Here is a 23,544-nt window from a genome sequence, read left to right on the forward strand (position 1 = left end):
CTAAGAAAATCAAGTCGATCGGTTTGTTAAATTAACTGCTTTTTAACGATGTTCACTTTCTTAACCAGATAATTAAATAAATATTGTGAATACATCAACAATAATAACTTAAATTAATTTTTTTCAAGTTCAGATTCCTCTGAAATGCTTGTTGCATTGGTGATAGAGATTTATAGAAAAGTTATTGTAACTGCATTGGAGAATCATTTAAAAGCATGTGAATTTGAAGTAAACTTTAACTAAAAAAGAAAATCATATTCGTTTATATATGAGCGGTCGTAAAACCATTAAGGAATTTTACGACTGGATTTATCTCATGACAAAGGATTGTACTTAAAACGCAAATTTGAAGTGTTCCCGGATCAAAATTTGGATACAGAAACATTGCAAAACGCAAAATTAAAGACAAAACATGCTGTTGCAGAAAGTAAAAAGCTTTTATCGATGAATATCGAAAAAAAAAATTATTGCATTCATCGAGCATGTGGAACTGCTTGAATTACATTAGGAACGTATTATACATGGTTGTTAAAACATGACAAATCATTTAACGAAGAATTTTATAAAATTAACGAAAGGGCAGTTAAGTAGTCAATAGCTGCTTTATATTTTTCGAATTTTAGTTTACATAATATATATTATAGGAAGTTATAAATGGATCTTGTTTCACTAAAGAGATTACTTGTTGTGATGAGACGAAATAAAAAAATGAAACAAATTGTATTTTAATTGCATTTAATGAATTTCTTTTTAAATTGTAAATTTACATTGCAATTTAATTAATTGATCTTAAAAATTCGTTATGATTTGCTGCGTGTTTAAATTCATTCCATGATTAATTTTGGATTATGATTTATTTATTTTTATTAACGCTTCATTTTTGTTTGTTCTATATCCCGAAGTCCGTTCATTCATCTTCTTCTAAGTTTACATAATATATTTATGTTTTTAAAAAACTCCACTCATACCCTCATCCTCATGATTTGAGCGGCAAAATCAATGAATTATTGCCGCTCTTTGCCGTTCTTTTACTTCTCTTTTCTATTTTGTGGTATAAATTGGAAGCGATCATTAAAAAATGTTTTGTAGCCGAATTGCAGTGATAAAAAAGATGAAATCCCTACACTTCCGGCAATACCGATCAAAATCACAATTTGATATTCGATTGCAACTAAAGGGCTTGTACCTGCAAGGATTTGACCTGTCATCATTCCCGGCAAAAACACTATCCCCATACCGACCATGTTATTGATAGTCGGCAAAATAGCTGAATCAAATGCAGAGTTTACGATTGGTTTTGTTGCTGCATCGGGTTTAGCACCTAACATGAGCGCCCCTTCAATCAGATTCTTTTGGGTAGCAAAATTTTCGATCATTTCTTTCATGCCTAGCGTTATACCGATCATTGAATTTCCAATAAACATTCCGGCAATCGGGATAAAGTATTGAGGTTCATACCAAGGCTTAAAATGAATGACGATTAGATTAAAATACAACAGGCTGACGAGAGAGCCGATAACCATTGACAGCACAATGACCAGCTTCAATTTTTTCGATAAAGGCTTATGAAGCTGTTTAAATATATTATAAACGGCAAACGATTCCATGAAACAAAGCACCAATAAAACAATCCAAGGTGAAGGATTTTTAAAAATATACATCAATATGTATCCGACTAGCACAAGTTGAATCGTCATCCTGGCAGTTGAAAGGACAATTAATTTTTCACGTTTAATTTCTCGTTTTTTTACAAGCAATATTAAAATAAGAACAAATAAATATGCTGCCGAGAGCCTCCAAAATTCGATGTTGATAACTTCTTGCTTCATTGATTATCACCTGTTGGTTTATTTATCGTAATAACTTTATCTGCATATGTTTTTGGTATTGTATCTGAGTGTGTTACCATAATAACCGTTTTTTCTTTTTCCTTTGAATAACGAATGAATGCATCCATGATTTTCTCTTCAGTTCCTTTATCTAGCGCAGAGGTTGGCTCGTCTAATAAAAAAACTTCTGGATCCATTAGAAAAATTCTGGCTAGTGCAAGTCTTTGTTTTTCTCCGCCGGACAATTGTTCTACGTCATCCTCTAATTTTTTTTGCAAGCACACAAATTTTAGTGCTTCTTTCAACTTTTCATCGTCAATAGGCTCTTTTTCAGATAAAATTCTGCCGAAATTCAAATTCTCTCGAATATTTCCTTCAAACATTACTGGCTGCTGTGAAAGCATCACAACTTCCCGTCTTAAAGCGATTGGATTCCATTCAAACAATGACCGGCCTTTATAAACAATTTCTCCTTGATCTGGCGACAGCATGTGATTGAGCATTTTTAAAAGTGTTGTCTTTCCTCCCCCGCTTTGGCCAATGATGCACGTTACTTGTTTTTCTTCAATTTTCAACTCGTCAATGTATAGAATATCTTTGTATCGTAAATTTTTGATGTGAAACATGTAAAACAGCCCTTTCTTCATAAAAAGCGAAATCCCCTGTTTTGATTATGAATAAAGTTGCAAATGATTCAAACCATTATACTTATTAAACACTTCTCTCTTTATAAAAAGCTTGGCACTCTTATTTATTTTATTTCGTGCAGCAAACCACTGAAAATTTTTTATTTCATTTAATGTCGGAACAAAGGAATGGAAAAAAGATAAAAAATTTGAATTTTATACCTCTTGTTTTAAATAAAAAAAGCTTTTTGAATGAAATTTTAACGTATTTGGAGCATTTTGTAAAATTTTTTGCGAAGCGGAAAATCAATGTTATTGAAAGGAAAACGCCTTTTGATCATGAGGGCTTAATGAAGATCGACATTTTGCGTCTTGAAGCAGTTTTCTTCCCTGCTTTGGAGAAATGATCAGAGGAGCTTAAAAAAATTTGTCCTTAACTTTTCGTTTTATCCATGCTGCCTCAGCAATCCAACAATTTTGGGGCTCTAGACACTTCATAATCCCCTGGCCTTTTTTGCAAAACGGGATGCAAAAGCATTCAACTCGATATGATAAAATTTTTTCCTTAAAACAATAGAATAACTTGTGAAATAGAGCTGATTGAATCGTTCAGAAAGAATGACATAAATCAAAACAGACGGCAACGAGGCGGTTATAGGACGGTACGAGAACACCCCGACAAGCTCGTTGTCCACAACGCTTAAGCAGCCCTTCATCGATAATGAAGAAGCTCTTATATGCCGAATGAAAAATATGTACAGGGCTCCTTAGAAATTTTTCCAGTTCCAAGAGCCCGGATTGCGAAACATTTGATATGATCATGCTTTTTTTCAAAAGTGTCTCTTTCCTTGTAGTTTTCAGCTTGGCGTCCTTTTATTTAAAGACAGAGTAAGTTGATTGGTTTCATGGTAACTAGTTTCTTTCTGCAGCTAAAAATTCTTTTCTATAATGATCAATTACCTATAAAAGTTATAGTTCACGGCGGAAGTCACCGCTTTTGCCGCCTGTTTTCTCCATTAAATATGTTTGGCCAATGACCATTCCTTTATCGATTGCTTTGCACATATCATACACGGTTAAGGCGCAGACGCTCGCAGCAGTTAATGCTTCCATTTCAACCCCTGTGCTTCCTTTTGTTTTCACAAATGAATGGATCATTAATTCATATTTGTTTTCGTCGCATTTCCATTCAAATTGAATATCCACCGCTTTTAAAGCAATCGGATGGCACATTGGAATGATGTCAGCCGTGCGTTTGGCGGCCATAATTCCAGCTACTTGCGCTACTGACAGAACATCTCCTTTTTTGACCTGTGAGCTTGTGATTTTTTCATACACTTCTTTTGAAACAAGAATACTTGAGATGGCATGTGCAGTACGGACTGTTTCCTGTTTCTCTGAAATATCTACCATTTTTGCCCTTCCTTGCTCATTTAAGTGAGTCAGCTTCTTCATGTTTTTAACCTCCACTCATCGGCGGAATAAGGGCGACAACATCCCCATCCCGAATGATGTCATCTTCTGCAGCAAATTCTTCATTGATGGCAAAAAGGACGGAGGATAGGGCGGGCAGTGAATATTCTTTTTCCAACCGTTCGCGGAGTTGTTTAACAGTTATTTCTTGATATGGCAATGTCATCTCCTTTTTATTCAGCTGCTCTTTTAGTTGGGCGAAAAATAAAATTCGGATCATGACTTCATCTCCTTTGGAATGCCTTTTTCATAAGAAATCGTTTCTTGCTGATTGCCGATCCACAATGAGCCATCCTCCCAATGCTCTTTCTTCCATATCGGTACCATTTCTTTAATCCGCTCGATTGCATAACGGTTTGCTTCATAAGCATCAGCGCGGTGAGGAGTAGATACGGCGATGACGACCGCGGCATCCGTAATTTCTAATCGTCCGATACGATGGACAATGGCAACCTTAGCATTCGGAAACTGCTGTTTAATTTCAGCTCCGATTTGTTCCAGTTTTTTTTGAGCCATCGATTCATATGCTTCATATTCTAAATACAATGTTTTTTTTCCTTTTGTCAATTCCCTTACAGTTCCGATAAATGTAACGATAGCTCCGGCATTTCGATCCACAACAGCTTCGATGACACGTGAAACATCTATCGGTTCTTTCACAATTTGAAACATAATTATCCCTCCAAATATAATATAAAATGGCATTATTGTCTCATTTCCAACAGCTTCTCCTTTACATAGTTCACGATCCAGCTGATATACAAATCTTCATCTTTAATAAAAAATGAATGTTTTTCTTTCAAAGGGATCGAGCTAATCGATGCGATCACATTTGATAAATCAAGCAGATGAAGATCTTTCTCATCACGGATACAGACAATTTTCGGGTATGGAGCTTTTTTCAATCCTTCGATAATCAATACATCAATTGAAAAATGCCGGTAAAGTTCCATAATGTTCGAAAAATGTTCATTCGCTTTTATTTCAGCTTGCAACAGCAAAGTTTCTTCCCCTAGAACCGCTGAAACAACAGCACCAGCTTCCCAATGCCGATACGTATCTTTTTTTGGAACATCCGGTTTTCCACCATGACCGTGATGTTTAAAAGTACCGACTTTTATCCCATGATTGGTCAGCTCTTTGATGCATTTTTCAATTAGCGTAGTTTTTCCGCTGTTTTGATGCCCTACCACTTGTAAAATCATCATAGCCAACTGGAGGCTCCTTCTTCATCTTCGATTAACAGCACGTTAACTTCACTGCCTGCTTGAAATCCTCTGCTTCCGCCAGGCAAAACAATTAAACTATTAGTATGAATTAAGGATGAAACAATATTTGATTTGTCCCTTCCAATCGGATCAGCTACTAGCTTTCCATCATGATAGGACAGTTTTGCTCTCACAAAGCGCGTGAACGGATTCGGCTTTAAAAAATCTTTCGTTAAAATCGCCCGGGCTCGTTTTAAATAACAATTTTTTTGTCCGAGCATCGCCCTTATATACGGACGGACAAACAGCTCAAAACCGACATAACAAGCGGAAGGGTTGCCTGAGAGGCCGAACAAAATTTTGTTGCCGACAACAGCTGCAGAGGTAACACTCCCTGGACGCATGCCGATTTTATTGAATAAAACTTGGGCTTGAAGATGCTCGTACACCTTTGGGATATAATCAAAATCGCCCACTGACACTCCGCCTGTTGTGATGATAATGTCGGCCATTTGCATTGCTTTTGTAACAGCTTGAAATACATTTTGAAATGTGTCTTTCACAATTCCGTATAAAATCGGTTCACCGTGAGCTCTGAAAATTTGTGCCTGCAGCATATAAGTATTGCTATTGTGAATTTTTCCTTTTTCCAGCGGTTTATACACTTCAAGCAATTCGCTCCCGGTTGCTATGACGACAACCTTTGGGCTCTTCATAACCGGAACGTAATGATACCCGAACGTTGCCAGAACAGCGGATATTCCCGGAGTGATCACGGTTCCTTTTTCGATAAGCAAACTGCCCTTTTTCATATCTTCTCCGATGCGGGAGATGTTTTCTCCTGCCTCAACTTTTCTTTTTATTTGCACATATGTTTTTCCGTCTTTTCTGAATTCCTGTGTTAATTCCTTCATGATGACGGCATTTGCACCTTCTGGAATGGCAGCGCCAGTCATAATTTTAACGGCTTGAAAAGGTTTTAAAGATTCTTTCCAAACAGAATCTGCTCCTTGAGTCCCGACGACTTCCAAAACTGCTGGATTGGAAGCTGAAGCGGCCTCGGTCGATGCTGCCCAAACAGCATAGCCGTCATAAGGGGATCGATCAAATCCAGGTACATCCGTTGTAGCAGTTATATCTTGACCAAGCACACGATGAAAGCTGTTTTCGATTGATACATACTCTATTTCACCTTCATAGCTTTTTTCCAACACCCGGTCGATTGCTTCCTCTACTTGAATTGGCTTTCGCAACGATCCCATTCCTTTCCACCCTTCTTGCCCCCACCCGATACTACCAAGGAACATTTATTTTGTTTTGGAAAAGGAGGCTTGAGGAAAAAGGTTATTATGAACAATATACTGGTCATATTCATCCTTTGTATTAATATTGATGAAAGCATCATCATCATTGATCTCAACATATCTAGTATGAATACTTGGAAGAAAATGCTTCATGCTTAACTTATTTTGTTCAAGGTGCCATCGTATTTTTTCCTTCACTCGATGATGGTACATGGCGATCAATGGCTGAATATTTCCGTGAACACTAGGAACAATCGCTTCACAACCGTCATTTCTGTATAATTGCAATTTTTTCAACAAATGCGCATTGATAAAAGGAGTATCACAAGGTAAAACGATATACCATTCGGATTTGAATTGGGACATAACGGAATAAATGCCGGCAAGAGGTCCTTTTCCTTGATACAATTCGAGATCTTGAATATATGTCAGCTGGTTCCTTTGCAGCCATTTCGTATCTATTTCAGGATGTATGACAACAACCACGTCTTTTGTGATACATTGCAGCGCTTCGATACTATATAAAATAAATTCCTTTCCATTTCTTTTCGCAAATGCTTTCGGTTGCCCAAACCGTTTCGACTGTCCTCCTGCCAGCACAATCCCGATCATCTTGTTCACTGACGATTCATCTCCCAAACAAGATGGCGAAGTTCCGGCAAAATCAGCTTTTCCATGGCAAGACGAACCGCATTTGTCGATCCCGGCATGCAAAAAATGACTTTTTGTCCAATTGAACCGGCAAGCGCTCGACTAAGCATGGATGCGCTTCCAATTTCTTTATAGCTTAAATAACGAAACAATTCCCCAAAACCAACCATTTCTTTGTCAAGCAATTCTTTTACCGCTTCAACCGTCACATCCCGTTTTGTAAAACCAGTCCCGCCGTTCAATAAAAAAACATCAATTTCGTCAGAAGCCTCTTTCACAGCAGATTGAATGGCTTCCCGTTCATCTTTCACAATCTCGTAATCTATTATTTCCATTTGTTCTCTCGTTAATAATTCGATGATTAATGCACCGCTTTTATCCGTATCCTTCGTTCTCGTATCAGAAACGGTGATCACTTTGCAGCGAACAGGGTCATTTGCCTTGCTGCGATGTTCAGATACACTCATCAATCACACCTCACCCGCCAATATAAAACATTTCCACACGTCTGTTTGCAGAAAGAGCATTGATCCTTCCTCTTTCTTCGGAATAACGATCGTCCCGAGCCTGCCAAACACGGGTGATCTCATCCAATATTTCTTCACCGCTTGCTCCCTTTCGCATTTTAACTAATAAATCAACGCCGTTTGAGGCAAATAGCATGTATACTTTTTAGGGCATTCGCGTGCAATCAGAACAAAAAGCTCCTGATAAGGAAGAAATAAAGCCGCCTTCCACATCCGTACCTCGGTATCGATACCTTTTGGGAACCTCGCCAAAAACGTTGACTGAACTGGTTTAAGAGGTATTTCTTGGTGAATCATATCATGAACTTCTTTGCTCGTCAAAACTTCGTCCATTTTCCAACCGTTTAAGGTTTCGACATCCATATATTCGATGAAGCGGATCGTCATTCCTTTTTCTTCAAAAAAACGAGCCATCGGTAAAATTTCGCTCTCATTTATTCCTTTTACAACCATGTTCACCTTTACCGCCAGACCTTGTGCAACCGCTTCTTCAATTCCTCTTACAATTTCCTCAGACTTTGCTTTACCTCCGTTCATTTTAGAAAAAATTTCGTTATTTAAAGCATCTAAACTGACATTGATCCGGGTTCATGCCCGCTTTTTTTAAACGCTTGGCATATGATCCGTTAATGGTCAATGAAACGTCTTGAAGATCTTGAATATTTTTTAACATCGATATTAGTACATCAATGTCCTTTCGGAGGAGCGGTTTCCCCCCGGTCAGACGAATTTTTCGAATGCCTAAACGTAAAGAGGCTGGCCAAACGATATATTTCTTGAAACGTCATTAGTTATTCCCGTTTTATAAAAGAATACTGTCTTCCTTCCATTTCAGCATACAGTATACACAACGAAAATTACATCGGTCTGTCACCGAAATGCGCAAATTCAATAAAGGGCGGTTAATTGATCTCGCAACATCTTCCTCTCCTTATACATTCATTCTTCATATGTTACAGACAAGATAAACAATAGAATGAGATCTCTGTCACATAAATTCGAATGATCATAAAAGGTTAAATTAATTGTAAAAAAAATTTTCTGAAAAAGAAACCTATTTGGAATACATTTTACCAATTTATCATTTTTTTTATGGCTAACATGATGGGGCTCTATATAATGAATTGAGAAAGCAAAATAGATACACAAAAAATATTTTACGATTTCGGCAAACGGAGGCTTTCATAATAGAATCAGCAGTTTTCATTATGGACAATGTACCAATGCTTGGCGACTTGATGGAAAGAATGGTTATTATATTAGAAAACCGTTCATCCATCAACAGGATCTTCTTAGCTTTTTCCATTTCGGGTCACCTGTCGAGAATCCGTCCAGACTCGAAAAAACTCAAAGTTGATTGAAAAAAAGATACTATCGAAAAACAACTGATAGAAAAATCATTAAAGAAAACCGCCGGCAACAAATCCGAAGTTTCCTGAGAATTAGAGATTTCACAAGTTACACTTTACAATAAGATGAAAAAATACCAGCTACCTAAATAGATGAACAACTTCTCAATCGTTTTCGAGAATGGCATTAACTTGGTTTACGCCCCGCTTTTTTCTTCTAGCACACTTTTCAGGCAACCATCTTTTTGATGTCAATGACATACTTTCAATGTTAGAATGATCTTTTTGCAATAGCGCTTTGTCCGGGTTAGACGTATTTTTCGCACAATGGCCGCTGACCATATTAACAAAGAAATAAATTTCCCTACATGCCATCAGCTGTTTCCGCTTTAAAAACACACACTCTCCTTTCTATTTCAAGCAAAACAATATCCTTAGCGAAATGGTACCGATCTTTCATTGAAAACTGAAACATTTTCTAACAAGCAGTTCAATTGATGTTGCAACATCTTCCCTTCCCTCAATTGGAAGGATATATGCCAATACGGCATCACGAATCAATTATTCATAAACTTTTCAAAAGTGATGCCGATGAAGTGAAGCAAATCACAAATTGCGGGAATTGTTTTTACTATGATGAACATTGATAAAAAAGATGGAAAGGAGAATATGGATGGGAAAAACTGTTGAATTAGATGTTCGCGAAGATTTAAAGAAGAAATTAGAGCCGTTTCAAAAAATCATGGCGGCCATTCAGCCTCTTGCACAAGGAGATGTATTTATTTTACACGCTCCGTTTAAACCCGTTCCGCTTTTTCCTATCATGAAGAAAAAAGGGTTTTCTTATCAAGCGGAAAAAATAGAGGATAAACATTGGAAAATTACCTTTGTTAAAACGGAGGAATGAAAAAATGATACTGGATAATCGCGGCTTAGAGCCCCCACAACCGATGATGCGGACTTTAACGGCATTAGCAAAATTAAAAAAAGGAGAAACGTTGAAAATTATTAATGACCGCCGCCCGATGTTTTTATTTGAACAGCTTGACGATCTCGGTTATACCTATCAAACGCAAAAGCGCAGTGATGGAAGCTATGAAATAACGATTGAAAAGAAGGATGACGATGATGACGGCTAATCATACTTATGAAACGAATATTCGAATCCCTTTTTCGTTTATTATTTTTGGCTTGCTGGCGTTTTTCCTTTCTCAAATTCTTTTATTTCTGTCAACTCGTCAGCTTTCAACCGGAGAAATGCGCCTTCCTGTCGTATTGTCAGCTGTCCATTTATTAGTGATTGGCTTTGCTTTAATGACAGCCATGGGGGCCATGTATCAGCTTGTTCCAGTCGTGTTTTTAACCCCGATATGGAATGAATCATTTGCTTTTATCCAAATGGTCGTCACGTCATTAGGAATACTATCTTTTAGCATCAGCCTGGCCTTTAATATTCAAATGGCTATATTTTCAGGCTTGCTTCTTACTTGCGGGATTGTAATGTTTTTATGGCAGATGTTCATGACATTAAAAAAACAGAAGAAAAGAACGGTCATCACTTTATTTGTTGGTACCGCCCTCATTTGTTTGCTCCTAACGATCGGGCTCGGATTGACGCTTGCCTATCATTTTTGGAGCGGCAGACAATTAATCGATCATGATTTGATTTTCAAAGCACATATATTGCTGGGATTTTCCGGCTGGTTTACACTTCTTATCTTCGGATTTTCTTACAAAATGGTTCCGATGTTTTCATTGGCGCATCATTTTTCAATGAACACGGCCCGATATGTCTACATTTTTTATATAAGCGGTCTTGTGTTAACTTTCATCAGTTTTATAACGGCAAATGACCGGTTGTTATCAGCAGGGCTTCAATTGATGGCTGTCGGATATGGGTTGTTTGCATACCATATGTTTGCCATTTTAAAGAAAAGGATGAAGAAAAAGCTGGATAAACCTTTTCTGTTTGCTCTTTTGGCCATTGTTTTTGGAGTCATCCTGCATATAGCGGCGGCCGGTTTTTCTTTTGAAAGTGAAATCCATTCCCGCATCTTTTCCATCATCATCTACTGTTATCTGTTCGGCTGGATTGTATTAAGCATCATTGGCTACTTATATAAAATTGTTCCTTTTCTATGGTGGACACACCGGTATAGCAAAAAAATCGGCAAAGAAGCGGTGCCGACTTTGAAACAAATGATAAATGAAAAATGGATTGTGATGGAATGCTGTTTATTTGTTGCGAGTCTTATCGGCATGATCGCTGCTCTTGCCTCTTCAAGTACTGGTCTATTTTATCTTGCTCAAGGAGGAATGGTGCTGTTTTCTGGATTATTTGCCTGTACGATTGGCTCCGTATTGCTGAAATAAAAAATGAGGGAACGATTTACTGAAATATAAAGGGTGATGTTACAATGGAAATAAAAGCAAAGATCTTGGAAAAACTGCAAAACGTTTTAGATCCTGAATTGGGAATTAATGTTGTTGATTTAGGACTGATCTATAAGATTGAAGTAAAAGACGGAACTGCATTCATTTTAATGACATTGACTACACCCGGCTGTCCGTTGCACGACTCAATAGCAGGCGGTGTGAAACGCGCGTTGCGTGATATTGAAGGCATTCAAGACGTAAATGTCCAAATCACTTGGAATCCGCCTTGGTCCCCTGATAGAATGAGCGAAAAAGCATTAAGGCAGCTAGGGTTTCTTTCCTAAACGTTTTTCAAAGACTGTTCCTTTCCTGAAAGGGACAGCTTTTTTATGAAAGAAGTCCCAATTATTTTGGTGTTTTTGGCTCTTCTTCCAGCTCCCAAACAAACGGCATCACATTTAAAATTTTCGTTTAATCGTTTCCCAGCCAAAAAAATCCCCTTCCAGGAAAATCTTTTTTCAAATGCTGTCTTCCTGCAGGGGATAATCGCTGTTCCTTGTTTTTCCGGAGGTGTCAACCAAAAAAAATGTAACTGAAATCGCAAATGACGTTTCGTCCATTCCAATGAAAAAGCTCAAAATATTGTCATTCCGTAAGAATTGGCAAAACTGACGCCAACTATGGGACAATTAAAAACAGTAAAAGCAAAGAATACATTTACCGTCGGTCATACCGGTCAGTAAATTCCGAGTGGAATTCGCATGACAGAACCTTGCAAGACGGGTTGGCAACTTAGATGCTTTTTTATGTTGCTGTCAGGTTATAAATATCTTGGAACGTACTTGCTAACGGAGATAAAATTCGCCATACGGCAAATGCAAATGTCATGGCTAAAGTGGTGACTGGCAGTAATGCTTTTTGTTTCACCAAAATCCCCCTCCTAAACAGATGAATGGTGCCATCATCTGTACCATAAAAATAGCCGGGGAATGTTTGTGAACTTTATCATATAATTATTGATTGCCAAATAATTGTTAAAATTTCACCTCAACAAAAATGTTTTTCCGATTTTTGCCCATTCAATCAAATTGAAAAACCGCTTGCGTTTCCAACGGTTTAAACTTCCCGTTTTTGGCGAAGCGCTTTAGGAATGTATACACAATAAGGCTCACTTTCCAAATAGTCGCCTGTCACAGCATACGCTCTTGAGCGTGAGCCTCCGCAAACAAAACGAAATTCGCAAACACCGCATTTTCCTTTATAAAGATTTGGATTGCGCAATTTTTGAAATATTGGTGAAATTCTGTAAATATCGGCCAGTGGTGTTTGTCTTACATTTCCCGCTTTGATTGGAAGCAATCCGCTCGGGTAAACATCGCCAATATGGGAAATAAACACAAAACCGTTGCCATCATTTACTCCCTTCGGAGCACGGCCGAGTCCGTCCACTTCCCCTGTAGCCCCTTTAAACAAAATATCTTCATAATGGATTTCTTTTCCATCTATTTGCTGTTCGCGCATTTTGGCTTGCAAGACGACACGACGGTAATGTTGTCCGGCAGTCGTTTTAATATCAAATGGTACACGTTTGCTCTTTTCATATAACCAACGAAAAACTTGTTCATGTTGGGCAGGAGAAATCATATCCGATTGTTTTCCTCTTCCAGTTGGTACGAGGAAAAAAACGCTCCAAAGAACGCAATCAAGTTTTTTAACAAAATCCGCCATTTCTTCAAGAACATGAACATTGTAGCGTGATACAACCGTATTAATTTGAACAGGAATCTTAAATTCATGCAAATATTTGATTCCTTGCATCGTTAAATCGAAAGAACCTTTTGTGCCGCGAAAATGATCATGAATTTCCGCATTCGGGCCGTCCAAACTAAATGCCCAACGGGAAAGCCCGATATCTTTTGCCCTCTGCATCACTTCTTTTGTTACATTTGGAGTTGCACTCGGCGTGATTGAAACACGCAATCCCTTTTCAATAGCATATTCGGCAAGAGCGAATAAATCCGGCCGCATTAATGGATCACCGCCGGTAAATACTAATAGCGGCTGGTTCATCGCAAAAATATCATCAATTAATTTTTTTCCTTCCTGAAAAGTCAACTCATGGGGATCACGATGATATTGCGCCTCGGCGCGGCAATGCAAACAATTTAATTGACATGCTCTCGTCAACTCCCAAATGACAATAAAAGGGTTTTGGTCATAATCCATCATCACATACAAACTCCTTTCTTTAAAATGAAAAATATCTCTGCTTCTTCTCATCATATAAAAAGGTGAAATTTTCGAAGTGAGGGCCATCACACTTTCCGGTAAAAGGGAAGAAATGATTTTTACGAAAAAGTCATTCTTTTGACAAATGTTCAACTGCTGCGGATCTTCCCCGTGATTGCTTCGGTAATTCGCAAATGGATGAGGTGGTCTGCCCCAAACCTTAAGTATGTTAGACACCTTATTTTTATTGGTAACTATGATTTACATCACACGACTCATTTGTAAAGAAACGCTATAATATGAAACGAAAATCAAAGTTGAAATAAAGGTGTGATACCATGACAAATAGCTGGGTGTTTGAAAGATTAAGAAGCGTTCCCCTTTTCCGTGAACTGTCTGATGAAGAATTGACTTCCATAGTTGCTATCTCTCAAGTACGTACCTATCAACCAAAATCATATGTATTCATGCAAGGCGACATGCTGGAAAACGTATATTTCATCCATTCAGGAACTATTAAAATATATAAAACGGACAGAAATGGAAAAGAACAAATCGTTTCCATCTTGCAGAATGGAGAAATGTTTCCCCATACCGGATTTTTTCGCAAAGGATCTTACCCTGCTCATGCAGAAGTTATGGAAGAATCTACATTAATTGTCATTCCCATCAAAGATTTTGAGGAAACGCTTATGCTCTTTCCGGTATTGTCCATCAAATTGTTTCGTGTGATGAGTGAAAAAATTATAGATTTGCAAAATCGGTTAGAAGAGCAAATTCTTCATAATACATATGAACAAATCGTATTGTTGCTGTTGCGGCTTACCAAAACGAATGCACTGCCGCAAGGAAAACTTTATCGTTTGACAACCCATTTAACGAATCGGGAATTGGCAAATATGATCGGAACTTCCCGTGAAACCGTAAGCAGAACGCTTAACCAGATGAAGCGGAAGGGTCTTATTCTTGTTGATGACGACGGATATTATTTGGTTGATGCTGAACAATTGGAGAAAGAAATCTTTATGTAGCGGCCTCCAAAAAGAAAACTGTTTTTTTGATGAATGTTTGAAGCGATTAAGAATCATAATAAAGGAAAACGAATTTTCATGGAGGAAACGAAATGTCCACAAAACGTCAAGACAAGAAAATGAAAAATAACCCAACCTTCGGAGCATATGATGAACCTGTGAAGAGCGACAGCGAATCCGACCTAACACAAGGTTTGGCCATAACGCAGGAACAAGTAAGAGATACATATACGGAGGGCACAATTGATGGGATGATGGAGGATGTTGACGGCAACAACATCCCGTTGAAGACTGAAAAAGAATAATAATGCCCTTTTTTTCCTGATATTAAAAGTGAAATGCCTGTATGGGGCTGTCCAGAAAGTCAAATCCCCATTGAAAACAAAAAATCATAAACACCGATATATCAACGTTTCTAAAACATTAATGGGGGCGTCAATAAGCCGTAAAAACGACTTATTAGACACCCCCAATTTCATGGCCAATTTTGTCTTGACAGCGTTCAAAAAAATATATCGGCATTACTTCCCCAAAAAAATCGAAGGATCATTGGGCAATCAACCTTCTGCAAAGGGAAAATGCGCTTACGGCAGCATGAACAGATTGATGATCATAAACATTGCAAAACAAAAATATACGGCATTGCCCACTTCAATTAAACCGATTTTTAAAATCGGCATTTTTTTCCCGTAAAAATAAACAGCTCGAATAACACTCGGAATATAAGCTATTATAAAAACGGCATACTCGGTAGCGACCAAGCCGATCATTAAGAAAACATGAAAACCCCATGACAACCATTTATAGTTCGGATTGTTTTTTTCCCGAATCATTGTTTTGACATAAAAAGTGCTGCCCACAAAAAATAAAAAACAAAGCATTATGGTGATGAAAGCTTCTTTTGTTATTTCTCCGCTTACAATAAAAGAACTGGCAAGACCTCCAATGCAAAAAACAGCGATTGCTGCTAGATCATTGAAAAAAGCACGATCTTTTTTCTTTTTCCCATAATAAATATTTATTAAAAAAAACGGTGTCATCGCCATTCCGAAATATATTATTTCCCATCTATACATTAATGGAAAGAGCAGTATAACGGCAGCAGCGGCAAAATAAAGAGCAAACCACTTTATATAAAATGGCTTGCGCTTATTTTTCATAGCCATCAGTAACGGATATGTTGCTAAATATAAACATAACCAGCCGATAAATAATGGAATATGAATCCAAGAGAACCCTCCTATATAAGCCCCCAATAGAAATGGTATAACAAGCATTGCCCAGGCTCCATGCTGTTTTGGAATCACTAATTTCTTGACGGTTGCCATCATGTATCCACCTTTCATCAACAATTTCTTCTAAATTCCATTATAGTGAAAAAAACTAGCTACGTTGTGATTTGTTGCATACCTCTTTGTTTTGTCACAAAATAGCCACAACACTAAACGGGAAAGTGACACCTGTCACTATTGAAAAGAACGAGTTGCGGTATTATCTTTTTAACAATGAAATTGGGAGGGAAAAATAATGAAAACAATATTTACGGAAAATACGACAGTTGGAGAAATTGTCGCAATGCTTCCGAAAGCGAGCGATGTTTTTAAAAAAAATAAAATTGATTTTTGTTGCGGCGGTGATCGCTCTTTAAAAGAAGCAGCCGATAAACGGGGAGTGGCGATTGAGGAATTAATGAGTCAATTGCAGGATCTGTATGCTGCAACTGATGAAAAAACAGAGAAAAATTGGTTGACAGCAACATACTCAGAACTTATTGACCATATCATAAATAAACATCATCGTTATTTGTTGGAAGAACTGCCAAACCTTAGTCCCTATGTGACAAAAGTTATGCGAGTCCACGGCGGAAATCATCCACATCTAATAAAGGTTCATAAATTGTTTAATGAATTAAAAACGGAACTAGAACAACATTTATGGAAAGAAGAGTCTGAAGTATTTCCGCTTATTAGCCAGTTCGAGAAGCAGCCGACAAGCGAAAACGAACAAAAAATGAAAAAAATGATTGCCGATCTTACGAATGAACATGATAAAACAGGGGATATCATAAAAGAAATTAGGCGGATCACAAATGACTATACCCTTCCGAACGGGGCTTGCCGAACATATCAACTCGTTTACAATCGTTTAGAAGCTTTGGAATCAGACTTATTTGAACATATTCATTTGGAAAATAACGTATTATTTCCACGCATTCTTCAATAATTTCGGGTGGAAGAGGCGGCGATCCCCCGCCTCTTTCTTCACTATTTCAACATCACGGAAACGGACTGTTCAGACCTTGATCTAACCATTAAAACTTAAAACGTTTTATCAAGGACGAAGCTAAAGGCTATTGACAAGCAAAGTTTCATGGCATGCCGTCGTAATAGAGTTTTTTTCAGGGAATAGAAAGCTAAAAACGAAAAGCGCCTCGGTGTGTGACGTCATTTTCGCTGATGTTGCTGAATAAGCGGCTTTCGATATGGTTTCTTTCTTTTTGGAAGCGCTCTTTTTCTTGTTTTGATATTCTGCTTGTTTGGCACAAAAGAAGAATAACTTAAACATCTTTCTTCTGATATAATAAGTATAATAAGTTATATCCAACTTTTTTCAACTACACCACTACGATCACAAAGGAAGTGAAGGGAAATTGGAGGAATTTGTAGGATTTTGTATAAGGTGCAGCAAACCTATTCATTGTCTAAACGGTTTTTTGAATGGGGCTATTGACGAAAAAAATGGGTCGTTGTTTTGTTTTTCATGCTTAGAAGAGAATGAAAATTCGGATTTTTCTCATCAATCCCATTGAAAGCGCAAATAAATGGCATTTAGATTGCGAAGCCTAGAGTGTACCAACAAGTCTGTTTTCTTTTATTTTCTTCATAAAGCCTTTTTTGACATTGGGGAAATGGCCAAAGCATCTCACTCGCTTTCAAATCATAGTGTGCCAGTTCTCCTTGATCCTCTCTTGAACGATCCGCCATCTAGATTCTGTACAAAGATGTGAGATCTCTGGCAGTCGTTTTTAAAAAACAAAATGATATGCAATTTCAAACAACGTTTAGAAATGTGTCCGAATAATATGTCTGATCGAGACCAAGCGGTTTTCTTTCAGAACCTGCTCCTAAACCGCCAATGAAGCAAAATATCACTGTATTAGAGTGAAAAACCCCTATCCTCACTAAATCCGGATAGGGGTGATCATTTTTTATGCTTCCGTTTCCAGCCAGCTATCAGCGACTTCTCCTGCCTCCTCTTTATCTATGTAAAAGGAACCGTTGCTGTATCGATCAGTCACCTTCACATTGGAAAGAGGCACTATTTCCCTGATACCTTTCTCCGTTTCCAATACCAAATTCTCATTTCCGTTGACGAGTAAGATGGCCGCTGTCCGATGCGGGTTTGTTTTCAGCTCTCTGTACAGCATTGATCCTCTTCTGGCTCGTTGTGTTCGTTCGATTTCCCCGATATTGATCATTTTCACAGCGCCTCTGTGCGTGACAATGGCGAGCTTTTGATCGTTAACATGTTTCTCAGCAAACACAAGTCCAGAAACGACTGCATCGCCTTCCTTTAATTGGATGCCTTTGACTCCTGCTGCACGGGAGCCGACAATATTCACTTCTTCTTCGTGAAATAAAAGACCGTATCCAAAACGGGTGGATAACAAAATCAATCCTGTTCCATCAGTTATATGAACCGCAACCACTTCATCGTCGTCTTTTAAATTGATCGCAACAAGCGGCTTGGAGTATCGCTGAGCTTTATATTGGCGAATTTCCGTTTTCTTCACCATGCCTTTTTTCGTAACAAACAAGAAAAATTTCTCGTCGTCAAAACTTTTTAAAGGAATGCCTTGTACAATCCGTTCATCTTGATCAATCGGAATGGTCCTTGAAATATGCTGTCCAATATCCTTCCAGCGAATATCCGGAAGCTCGTGAACAGGACAATATAAATAATTTCCTTTGTTTGTGAATAAGAGAAGAACATCTGTTGTGTTCATTTCATACTGGCATAGCAGTCGATCCGAATCCTTCATGCCGAAATCTTTTCCGTTTGATGCGGTATACGACCGCAAGCTCGTACGTTTCACATAGCCGTCTTTTGTCACAGTAACAATTGTATCCTCGCTTGCGATGAGGGATTCCATATTGATAGTTATGGATTCAATTTCCGCCTCAATCTTCGTCCGCCGCTCATCGGCAAATGTTTTTTTCAATTGTTTTAATTCGGATTGAATGACTTTGGAAAGCTTTTTTTCATCCTCCAAAATGCTTGTTAACCCCTTGATTTTTTTCTCAAGCTCTTCTTCTTCCGCTTTCAACGCTGTAATATCAGTGTTTGTCAGACGGTACAGCTGCAACGAGACAATCGCCTCTGCCTGCGGCTCAGTAAATGCAAATTCACTGATTAAATTATCTTTCGCATCCCGTTTATCTTTTGAAGCACGAATAACAGCGATCACTTCATCCAAGATGGATAGAGCTTTGATTAATCCCTTTACGACATGCTCCCTTTCTTGAGCTTTTTGGAGCTCAAAAGTCGATCGGTTAATCACGACTTCCTTTCGGTGTTCGATGTAAGCATCCAACAATTCAGGCAGGCTTAATAATTTCGGATGCCGACGGTGAATTGCAACCATATTAAAGTTATATGGAACTTGCAAATCTGTGTTTTTATATAAGTAATTTAAAACTCCTTCAGCATCGGCATCTTTTTTCAGTTCGATGACGATGCGAAGACCTGTCCGGTCCGTTTCATCGCGCACCTCGGCGATTCCGTCCACTTTTCTTTCGTACTTAAGGTCATCTATTTTTTTAACTAAATTTGCTTTATTGACCTCATACGGAATTTCTGTAATGACAATTTGCTCTTTTCCGCCTCGGATTTTTTCAATTTCCGCTTTGCCGCGAACAACAATTTTTCCTTTTCCTGTTTTATATGCTTTTTTAATCTCGTCGATTCCTTGAATGATTCCTCCAGTCGGGAAATCAGGGCCTTTTAACACTTCCATTAATTCCTCAACTGTGCAATCCGGATGATTCATTCGCATAATCACAGCATCAATGACTTCGCCAAGATTATGCGGAGGAATATCAGTTGCATAGCCGGCTGAAATCCCTGTTGAACCATTGACAAGCAAGTTTGGGAACATCGCCGGGAGAACGACGGGTTCTTTCGTTGTATCATCAAAATTCGGTACAAACTCGACTGTATTTTTCTCAATATCTTTTAAAAGCTCGGAAGCAAGTTTGGACAGCCGTGCTTCCGTATAACGCATGGCGGCAGGAGGATCGCCGTCAAGGCTTCCGTTGTTTCCGTGCATTTCCACTAAAACATTGCGAACCTTCCACTCCTGGCTCATCCGAACCATCGCTTCATATACAGAAGAATCTCCATGCGGATGGAAGTTCCCGATAACATTCCCGACTGTTTTGGCCGCTTTTCGAAATCCTTTATCATGCGTATTTCCGTCCATCAGCATCGCGTATAAAATTCTCCGCTGCACCGGCTTCAGCCCGTCGCGAACATCCGGAAGCGCGCGGTCTTGAATAATGTATTTGCTGTACCGTCCAAAACGGTCGCCCAGCACATCTTCAAGGGGTAAATCGACATAACGTTGTTGAGCTTCCATGCTGCTCCTCCTCTAGCACATTGTTTTAAATTTCGAACATGTTGTCATTTTCGTCAATACCAAAAGACACATTTTTTTCGATCCATTGTCGACGCGGTTCAACCTTGTCACCCATTAAGGTTGTCACTCTTCTTTCCGCTCTTGCTGCATCATCAATCCGGACGCGGATGAGAGTGCGTGTTTCAGGATTCATCGTCGTCTCCCATAGCTGCGGCGCATTCATTTCTCCAAGCCCTTTGTATCGTTGGATTGTGTAGCCTTTGCCGACCTTCTTAATGGCAGCGGACAGCTCCTTCTCATTCCATGCGTATTCGATGACTTCGGATTTGCCGCTGCCTTTGCTTACTTTATATAAAGGCGGAAGCGCAATATAGACTTTCCCTGCCTGAATGAGCGGCTTCATATATCGATAGAAGAAAGTCAATAAAAGCACTTGGATGTGGGCGCCATCCGTATCAGCATCCGTCATAATGATCACTTTGTCGTAGTTGCAATCTTCAATGTTAAAATCAGCACCGACGCCAGCTCCGATTGCATGAATAATTGTATTGATTTCTTCGTTTTTAAAAATATCCTGCAGCTTCGCCTTCTCCGTATTGATCACTTTTCCGCGAAGAGGCAGAACAGCCTGAAATCTTCTATCCCGACCTTGTTTCGCTGATCCTCCCGCAGAATCCCCCTCCACAAGAAACAATTCATTTTTCTTTGGATTCCGTGATTGAGCAGGCGTAAGCTTTCCGCTTAAAGACATTTCAGATTTTTTTCGTTTTTTTCCTGATCTTGCTTCTTCGCGCGCTTTTCTTGCCGCCTCTCTTGCTTCTTGCGCTTTTATCGCCTTTTTAATCAGGAGGGTGCTGATCTCCGCATTCTCTTCTAAAAAATAAGATAATTTTTCCGAAATGACTGTGTCAACAGCAGATCTCGCCTCTGTTGTACCGAGTTTTCCTTTCGTTTGTCCTTCAAACTGCAAAAGTCCTTCAGGGATTCGGACGGAGATAATTGCCGATAGCCCTTCACGAATATCTGTACCTTCCAAGTTTTTGTCTTTCTCTTTTAATAAACCGGTCTTTCGGGCATATTCATTAAACACTCTTGTCATGGCAGTTTTGGCGCCTGCTTCATGTGTGCCGCCGTCTTTTGTTCTCACATGGTTGACAAACGACAAAATGTTTTCGCTGTAGCCGTCATTAAATTGGAAAGAAAATTCGACTTCAATTCCTTGCTGCTCACCTTCGAAAAAGACAACAGGATGAAGAGTTTCTTTTCCTTCATTTAAATATGCGACAAATGATTCGATCCCATTTTCATAACAATAAGATTCTTGAACATTGTTCCGTTCATCAATCAAATCAATTGTTAATCCTTTTAGGAGGAATGCAGACTCCCGCAATCGTTCACTCAATATGTCAAATTGAAAAGTCGTAGTGCTGAAGATGAGAGGATCTGGTTTAAAATGGACTGTCGTACCGGTTTCTTTTGTTTCTCCTATCTTTTCTAATGTCGTAACGGGTTTCCCGCCCTTTTCGAACCTTTGCTTGTAAATAAATCCGTCCCGTTTAATCGTCACTTCAAGCCACTCAGATAAAGCATTGACGACTGAAGCGCCTACTCCGTGCAAGCCGCCGCTTGTTTTGTAACCGCCTTGCCCGAATTTTCCTCCTGCATGAAGCACGGTTAAAATTACTTCCGGAGTCGGCTTACCAAGCTTATGCATGCCAGTCGGCATTCCTCTTCCTTTATCAGCAACAGAAATGCTTTCATCTTTATGTATTTTGACAATGATATGGTCTCCGAAGCCTGCTAATGCTTCATCTACAGAATTGTCAACAATTTCATATACAAGATGATGCAATCCTCTAGCATCCGTGCTGCCGATATACATCCCCGGCCGTTTCCTTACTGCTTCCAATCCTTCCAATACTTGAATCGCATCGTCATTGTATTCCATTATCTTTGCTTTTCCCACAAACAAATAACTCCTTTCAAAAAACAAGAACAGATGTTTGTAAACTGTATTTTACATGGTTTCCCTGCGTTTGGCAATCTTACACGGCAACGTATATTATTGTATTACTCAAATGTCGTATGTTTCAAACCTTTCTTCAAAAAAAGAACCCATCAAGATGATGGGGGAAAACATTTGTTATTTTGTTAACGCATGCGCCACTTTTATACACATATCCATGATAACGGGATAACCTTTTTCTTTTAATAATTGATAAGCTTCCTCGTTAACGCAGCCTAATTGAGCCCAAAAAACATCGGCATCAATTTCTAAAAATTCTTTCGCAACATCTAATAAATGCTCGGAACGTCTAAAAACGTTTACAATATCCACATGTCCTTCAATTTCTTTTAAGGATGAGACCGCTTTGACACCCAAGGCTTCATCGATCATCGGATTGACAGGAATAATCTCATACCCCGCATTTTGCATCGCTTGTGAAACTTGGTAAGATTCTCTTTCAGGATTGTTGGACAAGCCGACAACAGCGATTCGTTTGCTTTTTTTTAAAATATCACGGATTTCGTCTAGACTTGGATTTTGCATGAAAATTTGTTCACTCCTTCCAATGTTTCTTTTATTATAACTGTAAAAGCGTCGAACACCAAAGTTTTAAAACGGCTTTTATCAACAAAATATAGTCCTGATCGAATCAATTGTGTACAATAATAATAGAATCATGAATATAAAGGAGTTTCATTATGTCTTTTCTATTAATCTTAGTCCTTATCTTAGCTTATTTAATTGGTTCCATCCCCTTTGGACTTATCGTTGGCAAAATTGGATACGGTATTGATATTCGCGAACATGGAAGCGGAAATTTAGGTGCAACCAACACTTTTCGAGTGCTTGGAAAAAAAGCCGGGCTGTTTGTTACGGTTGCAGACATTTTAAAAGGTACTCTCGCAGCAAGCCTCCCCGTATTGCTTAGTGGTGACCTACACCAAGCATGGACGCTCATTGCAGGAATGGTGGCTGCTGTAGGACATATGTATCCAATTTTCGCAGGCTTTCGGGGCGGAAAAGCCGTGGCGACAAGCGGAGGGGTGCTGCTTTTTTATAGCCCATTACTCTTTTTATCCATGCTTGCTGTATTTTTTCTTGTTTTATATGTATCAAAATATGTTTCTTTATCCTCTATGGTTACAGCACTGTATACGTTAGTTTATACTATTTTTACCGGTGATGCGGCTTTAATGATCATTGTCGCGATCCTCGCAACCTTTGTTTTCTATCGGCACAGAGCCAATATTAAAAGGATCTTAAATAAAACAGAGCCAAAAGTGAAATGGCTGTAA

The 23,544-nt window shown here is 38.7% G+C and carries 24 protein-coding genes and 1 pseudogene; 9 read left to right on the plus strand and 16 right to left on the minus strand.

The window, feature by feature from the left end; all coding sequences use genetic code 11:
• Positions 1–1,028: 1,028 nt before the first annotated feature.
• The 10 genes and pseudogenes from RI196_RS09370 to RI196_RS09415 all read right to left on the minus strand — a co-directional run bounded on the left by RI196_RS09370 (position 1,029) and on the right by RI196_RS09415 (position 8,456).
• Positions 1,029–1,829, minus strand: coding sequence for an ABC transporter permease (locus RI196_RS09370; RefSeq protein ID WP_311066122.1), 801 nt, complete (start codon positions 1,827–1,829; stop codon positions 1,029–1,031).
• On the minus strand, positions 1,826–2,455 hold the full coding sequence (locus RI196_RS09375) for an ABC transporter ATP-binding protein (RefSeq protein WP_311067342.1): 630 nt from the start codon (positions 2,453–2,455) through the stop codon (positions 1,826–1,828). The genes RI196_RS09370 and RI196_RS09375 overlap by 4 nt, the downstream gene beginning before the upstream one ends.
• Before the next feature lie 969 nt (positions 2,456–3,424).
• Complete coding sequence (gene moaC / locus RI196_RS09380; protein ID WP_063387660.1) at positions 3,425–3,910, minus strand: cyclic pyranopterin monophosphate synthase MoaC; 486 nt, start codon at positions 3,908–3,910, stop codon at positions 3,425–3,427.
• A gap of 4 nt (positions 3,911–3,914) precedes the next feature.
• Positions 3,915–4,148: a molybdopterin converting factor subunit 1 gene (gene moaD / locus RI196_RS09385; RefSeq protein ID WP_063387661.1), complete on the minus strand. Its 234-nt coding sequence runs from the start codon at positions 4,146–4,148 to the stop codon at positions 3,915–3,917.
• Positions 4,145–4,600 carry a molybdenum cofactor biosynthesis protein MoaE gene (locus tag RI196_RS09390; RefSeq protein ID WP_130156967.1) on the minus strand — a complete coding sequence of 152 codons (456 nt, stop codon included), beginning with the start codon at positions 4,598–4,600 and terminating at the stop codon, positions 4,145–4,147. Before RI196_RS09390 ends, moaD begins: the two co-directional genes overlap by 4 nt.
• Before the next feature lie 32 nt (positions 4,601–4,632).
• Positions 4,633–5,136: a molybdopterin-guanine dinucleotide biosynthesis protein B gene (gene mobB / locus RI196_RS09395; protein ID WP_186439295.1), complete on the minus strand. Its 504-nt coding sequence runs from the start codon at positions 5,134–5,136 to the stop codon at positions 4,633–4,635.
• Positions 5,133–6,398 carry a molybdopterin molybdotransferase MoeA gene (locus RI196_RS09400; RefSeq protein WP_144598047.1) on the minus strand — a complete coding sequence of 422 codons (1,266 nt, stop codon included), beginning with the start codon at positions 6,396–6,398 and terminating at the stop codon, positions 5,133–5,135. The genes mobB and RI196_RS09400 overlap by 4 nt, the downstream gene beginning before the upstream one ends.
• Before the next feature lie 45 nt (positions 6,399–6,443).
• Entirely contained in the window at positions 6,444–7,052 is a 609-nt protein-coding gene (locus RI196_RS09405) for a molybdenum cofactor guanylyltransferase (RefSeq protein ID WP_063387703.1), read from the minus strand.
• A gap of 5 nt (positions 7,053–7,057) precedes the next feature.
• The gene (locus tag RI196_RS09410; protein WP_094245859.1) at positions 7,058–7,558 is read right to left on the minus strand and encodes a MogA/MoaB family molybdenum cofactor biosynthesis protein; all 501 of its coding nucleotides are present in this window, start codon (positions 7,556–7,558) and stop codon (positions 7,058–7,060) included.
• A 10-nt stretch (positions 7,559–7,568) separates the two neighbouring features.
• A pseudogene (locus RI196_RS09415) lies at positions 7,569–8,456 on the minus strand (GTP 3',8-cyclase MoaA).
• A 550-nt stretch (positions 8,457–9,006) separates the two neighbouring features.
• On the opposite strand from RI196_RS09415, the gene RI196_RS18570 reads away from it, so the two are divergent.
• From RI196_RS18570 to RI196_RS09435, 5 genes are all read left to right on the plus strand, one after another.
• Positions 9,007–9,057 (plus strand): hypothetical protein, encoded by a 51-nt coding sequence (locus RI196_RS18570; protein WP_375338811.1) that lies wholly within the window; start codon positions 9,007–9,009, stop codon positions 9,055–9,057.
• Positions 9,058–9,640: 583 nt separating this feature from the next.
• The gene (locus RI196_RS09420; protein WP_063387667.1) at positions 9,641–9,874 is read left to right on the plus strand and encodes a DUF2249 domain-containing protein; all 234 of its coding nucleotides are present in this window, start codon (positions 9,641–9,643) and stop codon (positions 9,872–9,874) included.
• Positions 9,875–9,878: 4 nt separating this feature from the next.
• Complete coding sequence (locus RI196_RS09425; protein WP_311066123.1) at positions 9,879–10,106, plus strand: DUF2249 domain-containing protein; 228 nt, start codon at positions 9,879–9,881, stop codon at positions 10,104–10,106.
• A complete protein-coding gene (locus RI196_RS09430; protein ID WP_144598045.1) occupies positions 10,093–11,340 on the plus strand; it encodes a hypothetical protein in 1,248 nt (415 codons plus the stop codon). The genes RI196_RS09425 and RI196_RS09430 overlap by 14 nt, the downstream gene beginning before the upstream one ends.
• Positions 11,341–11,384: 44 nt before the next feature.
• Positions 11,385–11,687 (plus strand): metal-sulfur cluster assembly factor, encoded by a 303-nt coding sequence (locus tag RI196_RS09435; protein ID WP_063387670.1) that lies wholly within the window; start codon positions 11,385–11,387, stop codon positions 11,685–11,687.
• A 460-nt stretch (positions 11,688–12,147) separates the two neighbouring features.
• On the opposite strand, the gene RI196_RS09440 is transcribed toward RI196_RS09435, so the two are convergent.
• Together RI196_RS09440 and RI196_RS09445 are read right to left on the minus strand one after the other, a co-directional pair.
• A complete protein-coding gene (locus RI196_RS09440) occupies positions 12,148–12,270 on the minus strand; it encodes a hypothetical protein (protein WP_268753464.1) in 123 nt (40 codons plus the stop codon).
• A gap of 189 nt (positions 12,271–12,459) precedes the next feature.
• Positions 12,460–13,572 carry a TIGR04053 family radical SAM/SPASM domain-containing protein gene (locus RI196_RS09445; RefSeq protein WP_311066124.1) on the minus strand — a complete coding sequence of 371 codons (1,113 nt, stop codon included), beginning with the start codon at positions 13,570–13,572 and terminating at the stop codon, positions 12,460–12,462.
• Positions 13,573–13,910: 338 nt separating this feature from the next.
• On the opposite strand from RI196_RS09445, the gene RI196_RS09450 reads away from it, so the two are divergent.
• Together RI196_RS09450 and RI196_RS09455 are read left to right on the plus strand one after the other, a co-directional pair.
• On the plus strand, positions 13,911–14,603 hold the full coding sequence (locus RI196_RS09450) for a Crp/Fnr family transcriptional regulator (RefSeq protein ID WP_066248574.1): 693 nt from the start codon (positions 13,911–13,913) through the stop codon (positions 14,601–14,603).
• Between the two features lie 92 nt (positions 14,604–14,695).
• Positions 14,696–14,908, plus strand: coding sequence for a YozQ family protein (locus tag RI196_RS09455; protein ID WP_311066125.1), 213 nt, complete (start codon positions 14,696–14,698; stop codon positions 14,906–14,908).
• A 279-nt stretch (positions 14,909–15,187) separates the two neighbouring features.
• Here RI196_RS09455 and RI196_RS09460 read toward each other — a convergent pair whose 3' ends face one another.
• Positions 15,188–15,931, minus strand: coding sequence for a YwiC-like family protein (locus tag RI196_RS09460; protein WP_066248572.1), 744 nt, complete (start codon positions 15,929–15,931; stop codon positions 15,188–15,190).
• Positions 15,932–16,130: 199 nt separating this feature from the next.
• Here RI196_RS09460 and ric point away from each other — a divergent pair, with 199 nt between their 5' ends.
• A complete protein-coding gene (gene ric / locus RI196_RS09465; RefSeq protein ID WP_094245864.1) occupies positions 16,131–16,826 on the plus strand; it encodes an iron-sulfur cluster repair di-iron protein in 696 nt (231 codons plus the stop codon).
• 985 nt (positions 16,827–17,811) lie between these two features.
• On the opposite strand, the gene parC is transcribed toward ric, so the two are convergent.
• From parC to RI196_RS09480, 3 genes are all read right to left on the minus strand, one after another.
• Positions 17,812–20,241 (minus strand): DNA topoisomerase IV subunit A, encoded by a 2,430-nt coding sequence (gene parC, locus RI196_RS09470; RefSeq protein WP_066248567.1) that lies wholly within the window; start codon positions 20,239–20,241, stop codon positions 17,812–17,814.
• Between the two features lie 25 nt (positions 20,242–20,266).
• Positions 20,267–22,189, minus strand: coding sequence for a DNA topoisomerase IV subunit B (gene parE, locus RI196_RS09475; RefSeq protein ID WP_094246508.1), 1,923 nt, complete (start codon positions 22,187–22,189; stop codon positions 20,267–20,269).
• 195 nt (positions 22,190–22,384) lie between these two features.
• A complete protein-coding gene (locus RI196_RS09480) occupies positions 22,385–22,792 on the minus strand; it encodes a CoA-binding protein (RefSeq protein ID WP_063387680.1) in 408 nt (135 codons plus the stop codon).
• Positions 22,793–22,947: 155 nt separating this feature from the next.
• Here RI196_RS09480 and plsY point away from each other — a divergent pair, with 155 nt between their 5' ends.
• A complete protein-coding gene (gene plsY / locus RI196_RS09485; RefSeq protein WP_311066126.1) occupies positions 22,948–23,544 on the plus strand; it encodes a glycerol-3-phosphate 1-O-acyltransferase PlsY in 597 nt (198 codons plus the stop codon).

Origin of the sequence: Aeribacillus composti (genome assembly GCF_031760945.1) — a bacterium.
GTDB lineage: Bacteria > Bacillota > Bacilli > Bacillales > Aeribacillaceae > Aeribacillus > Aeribacillus composti.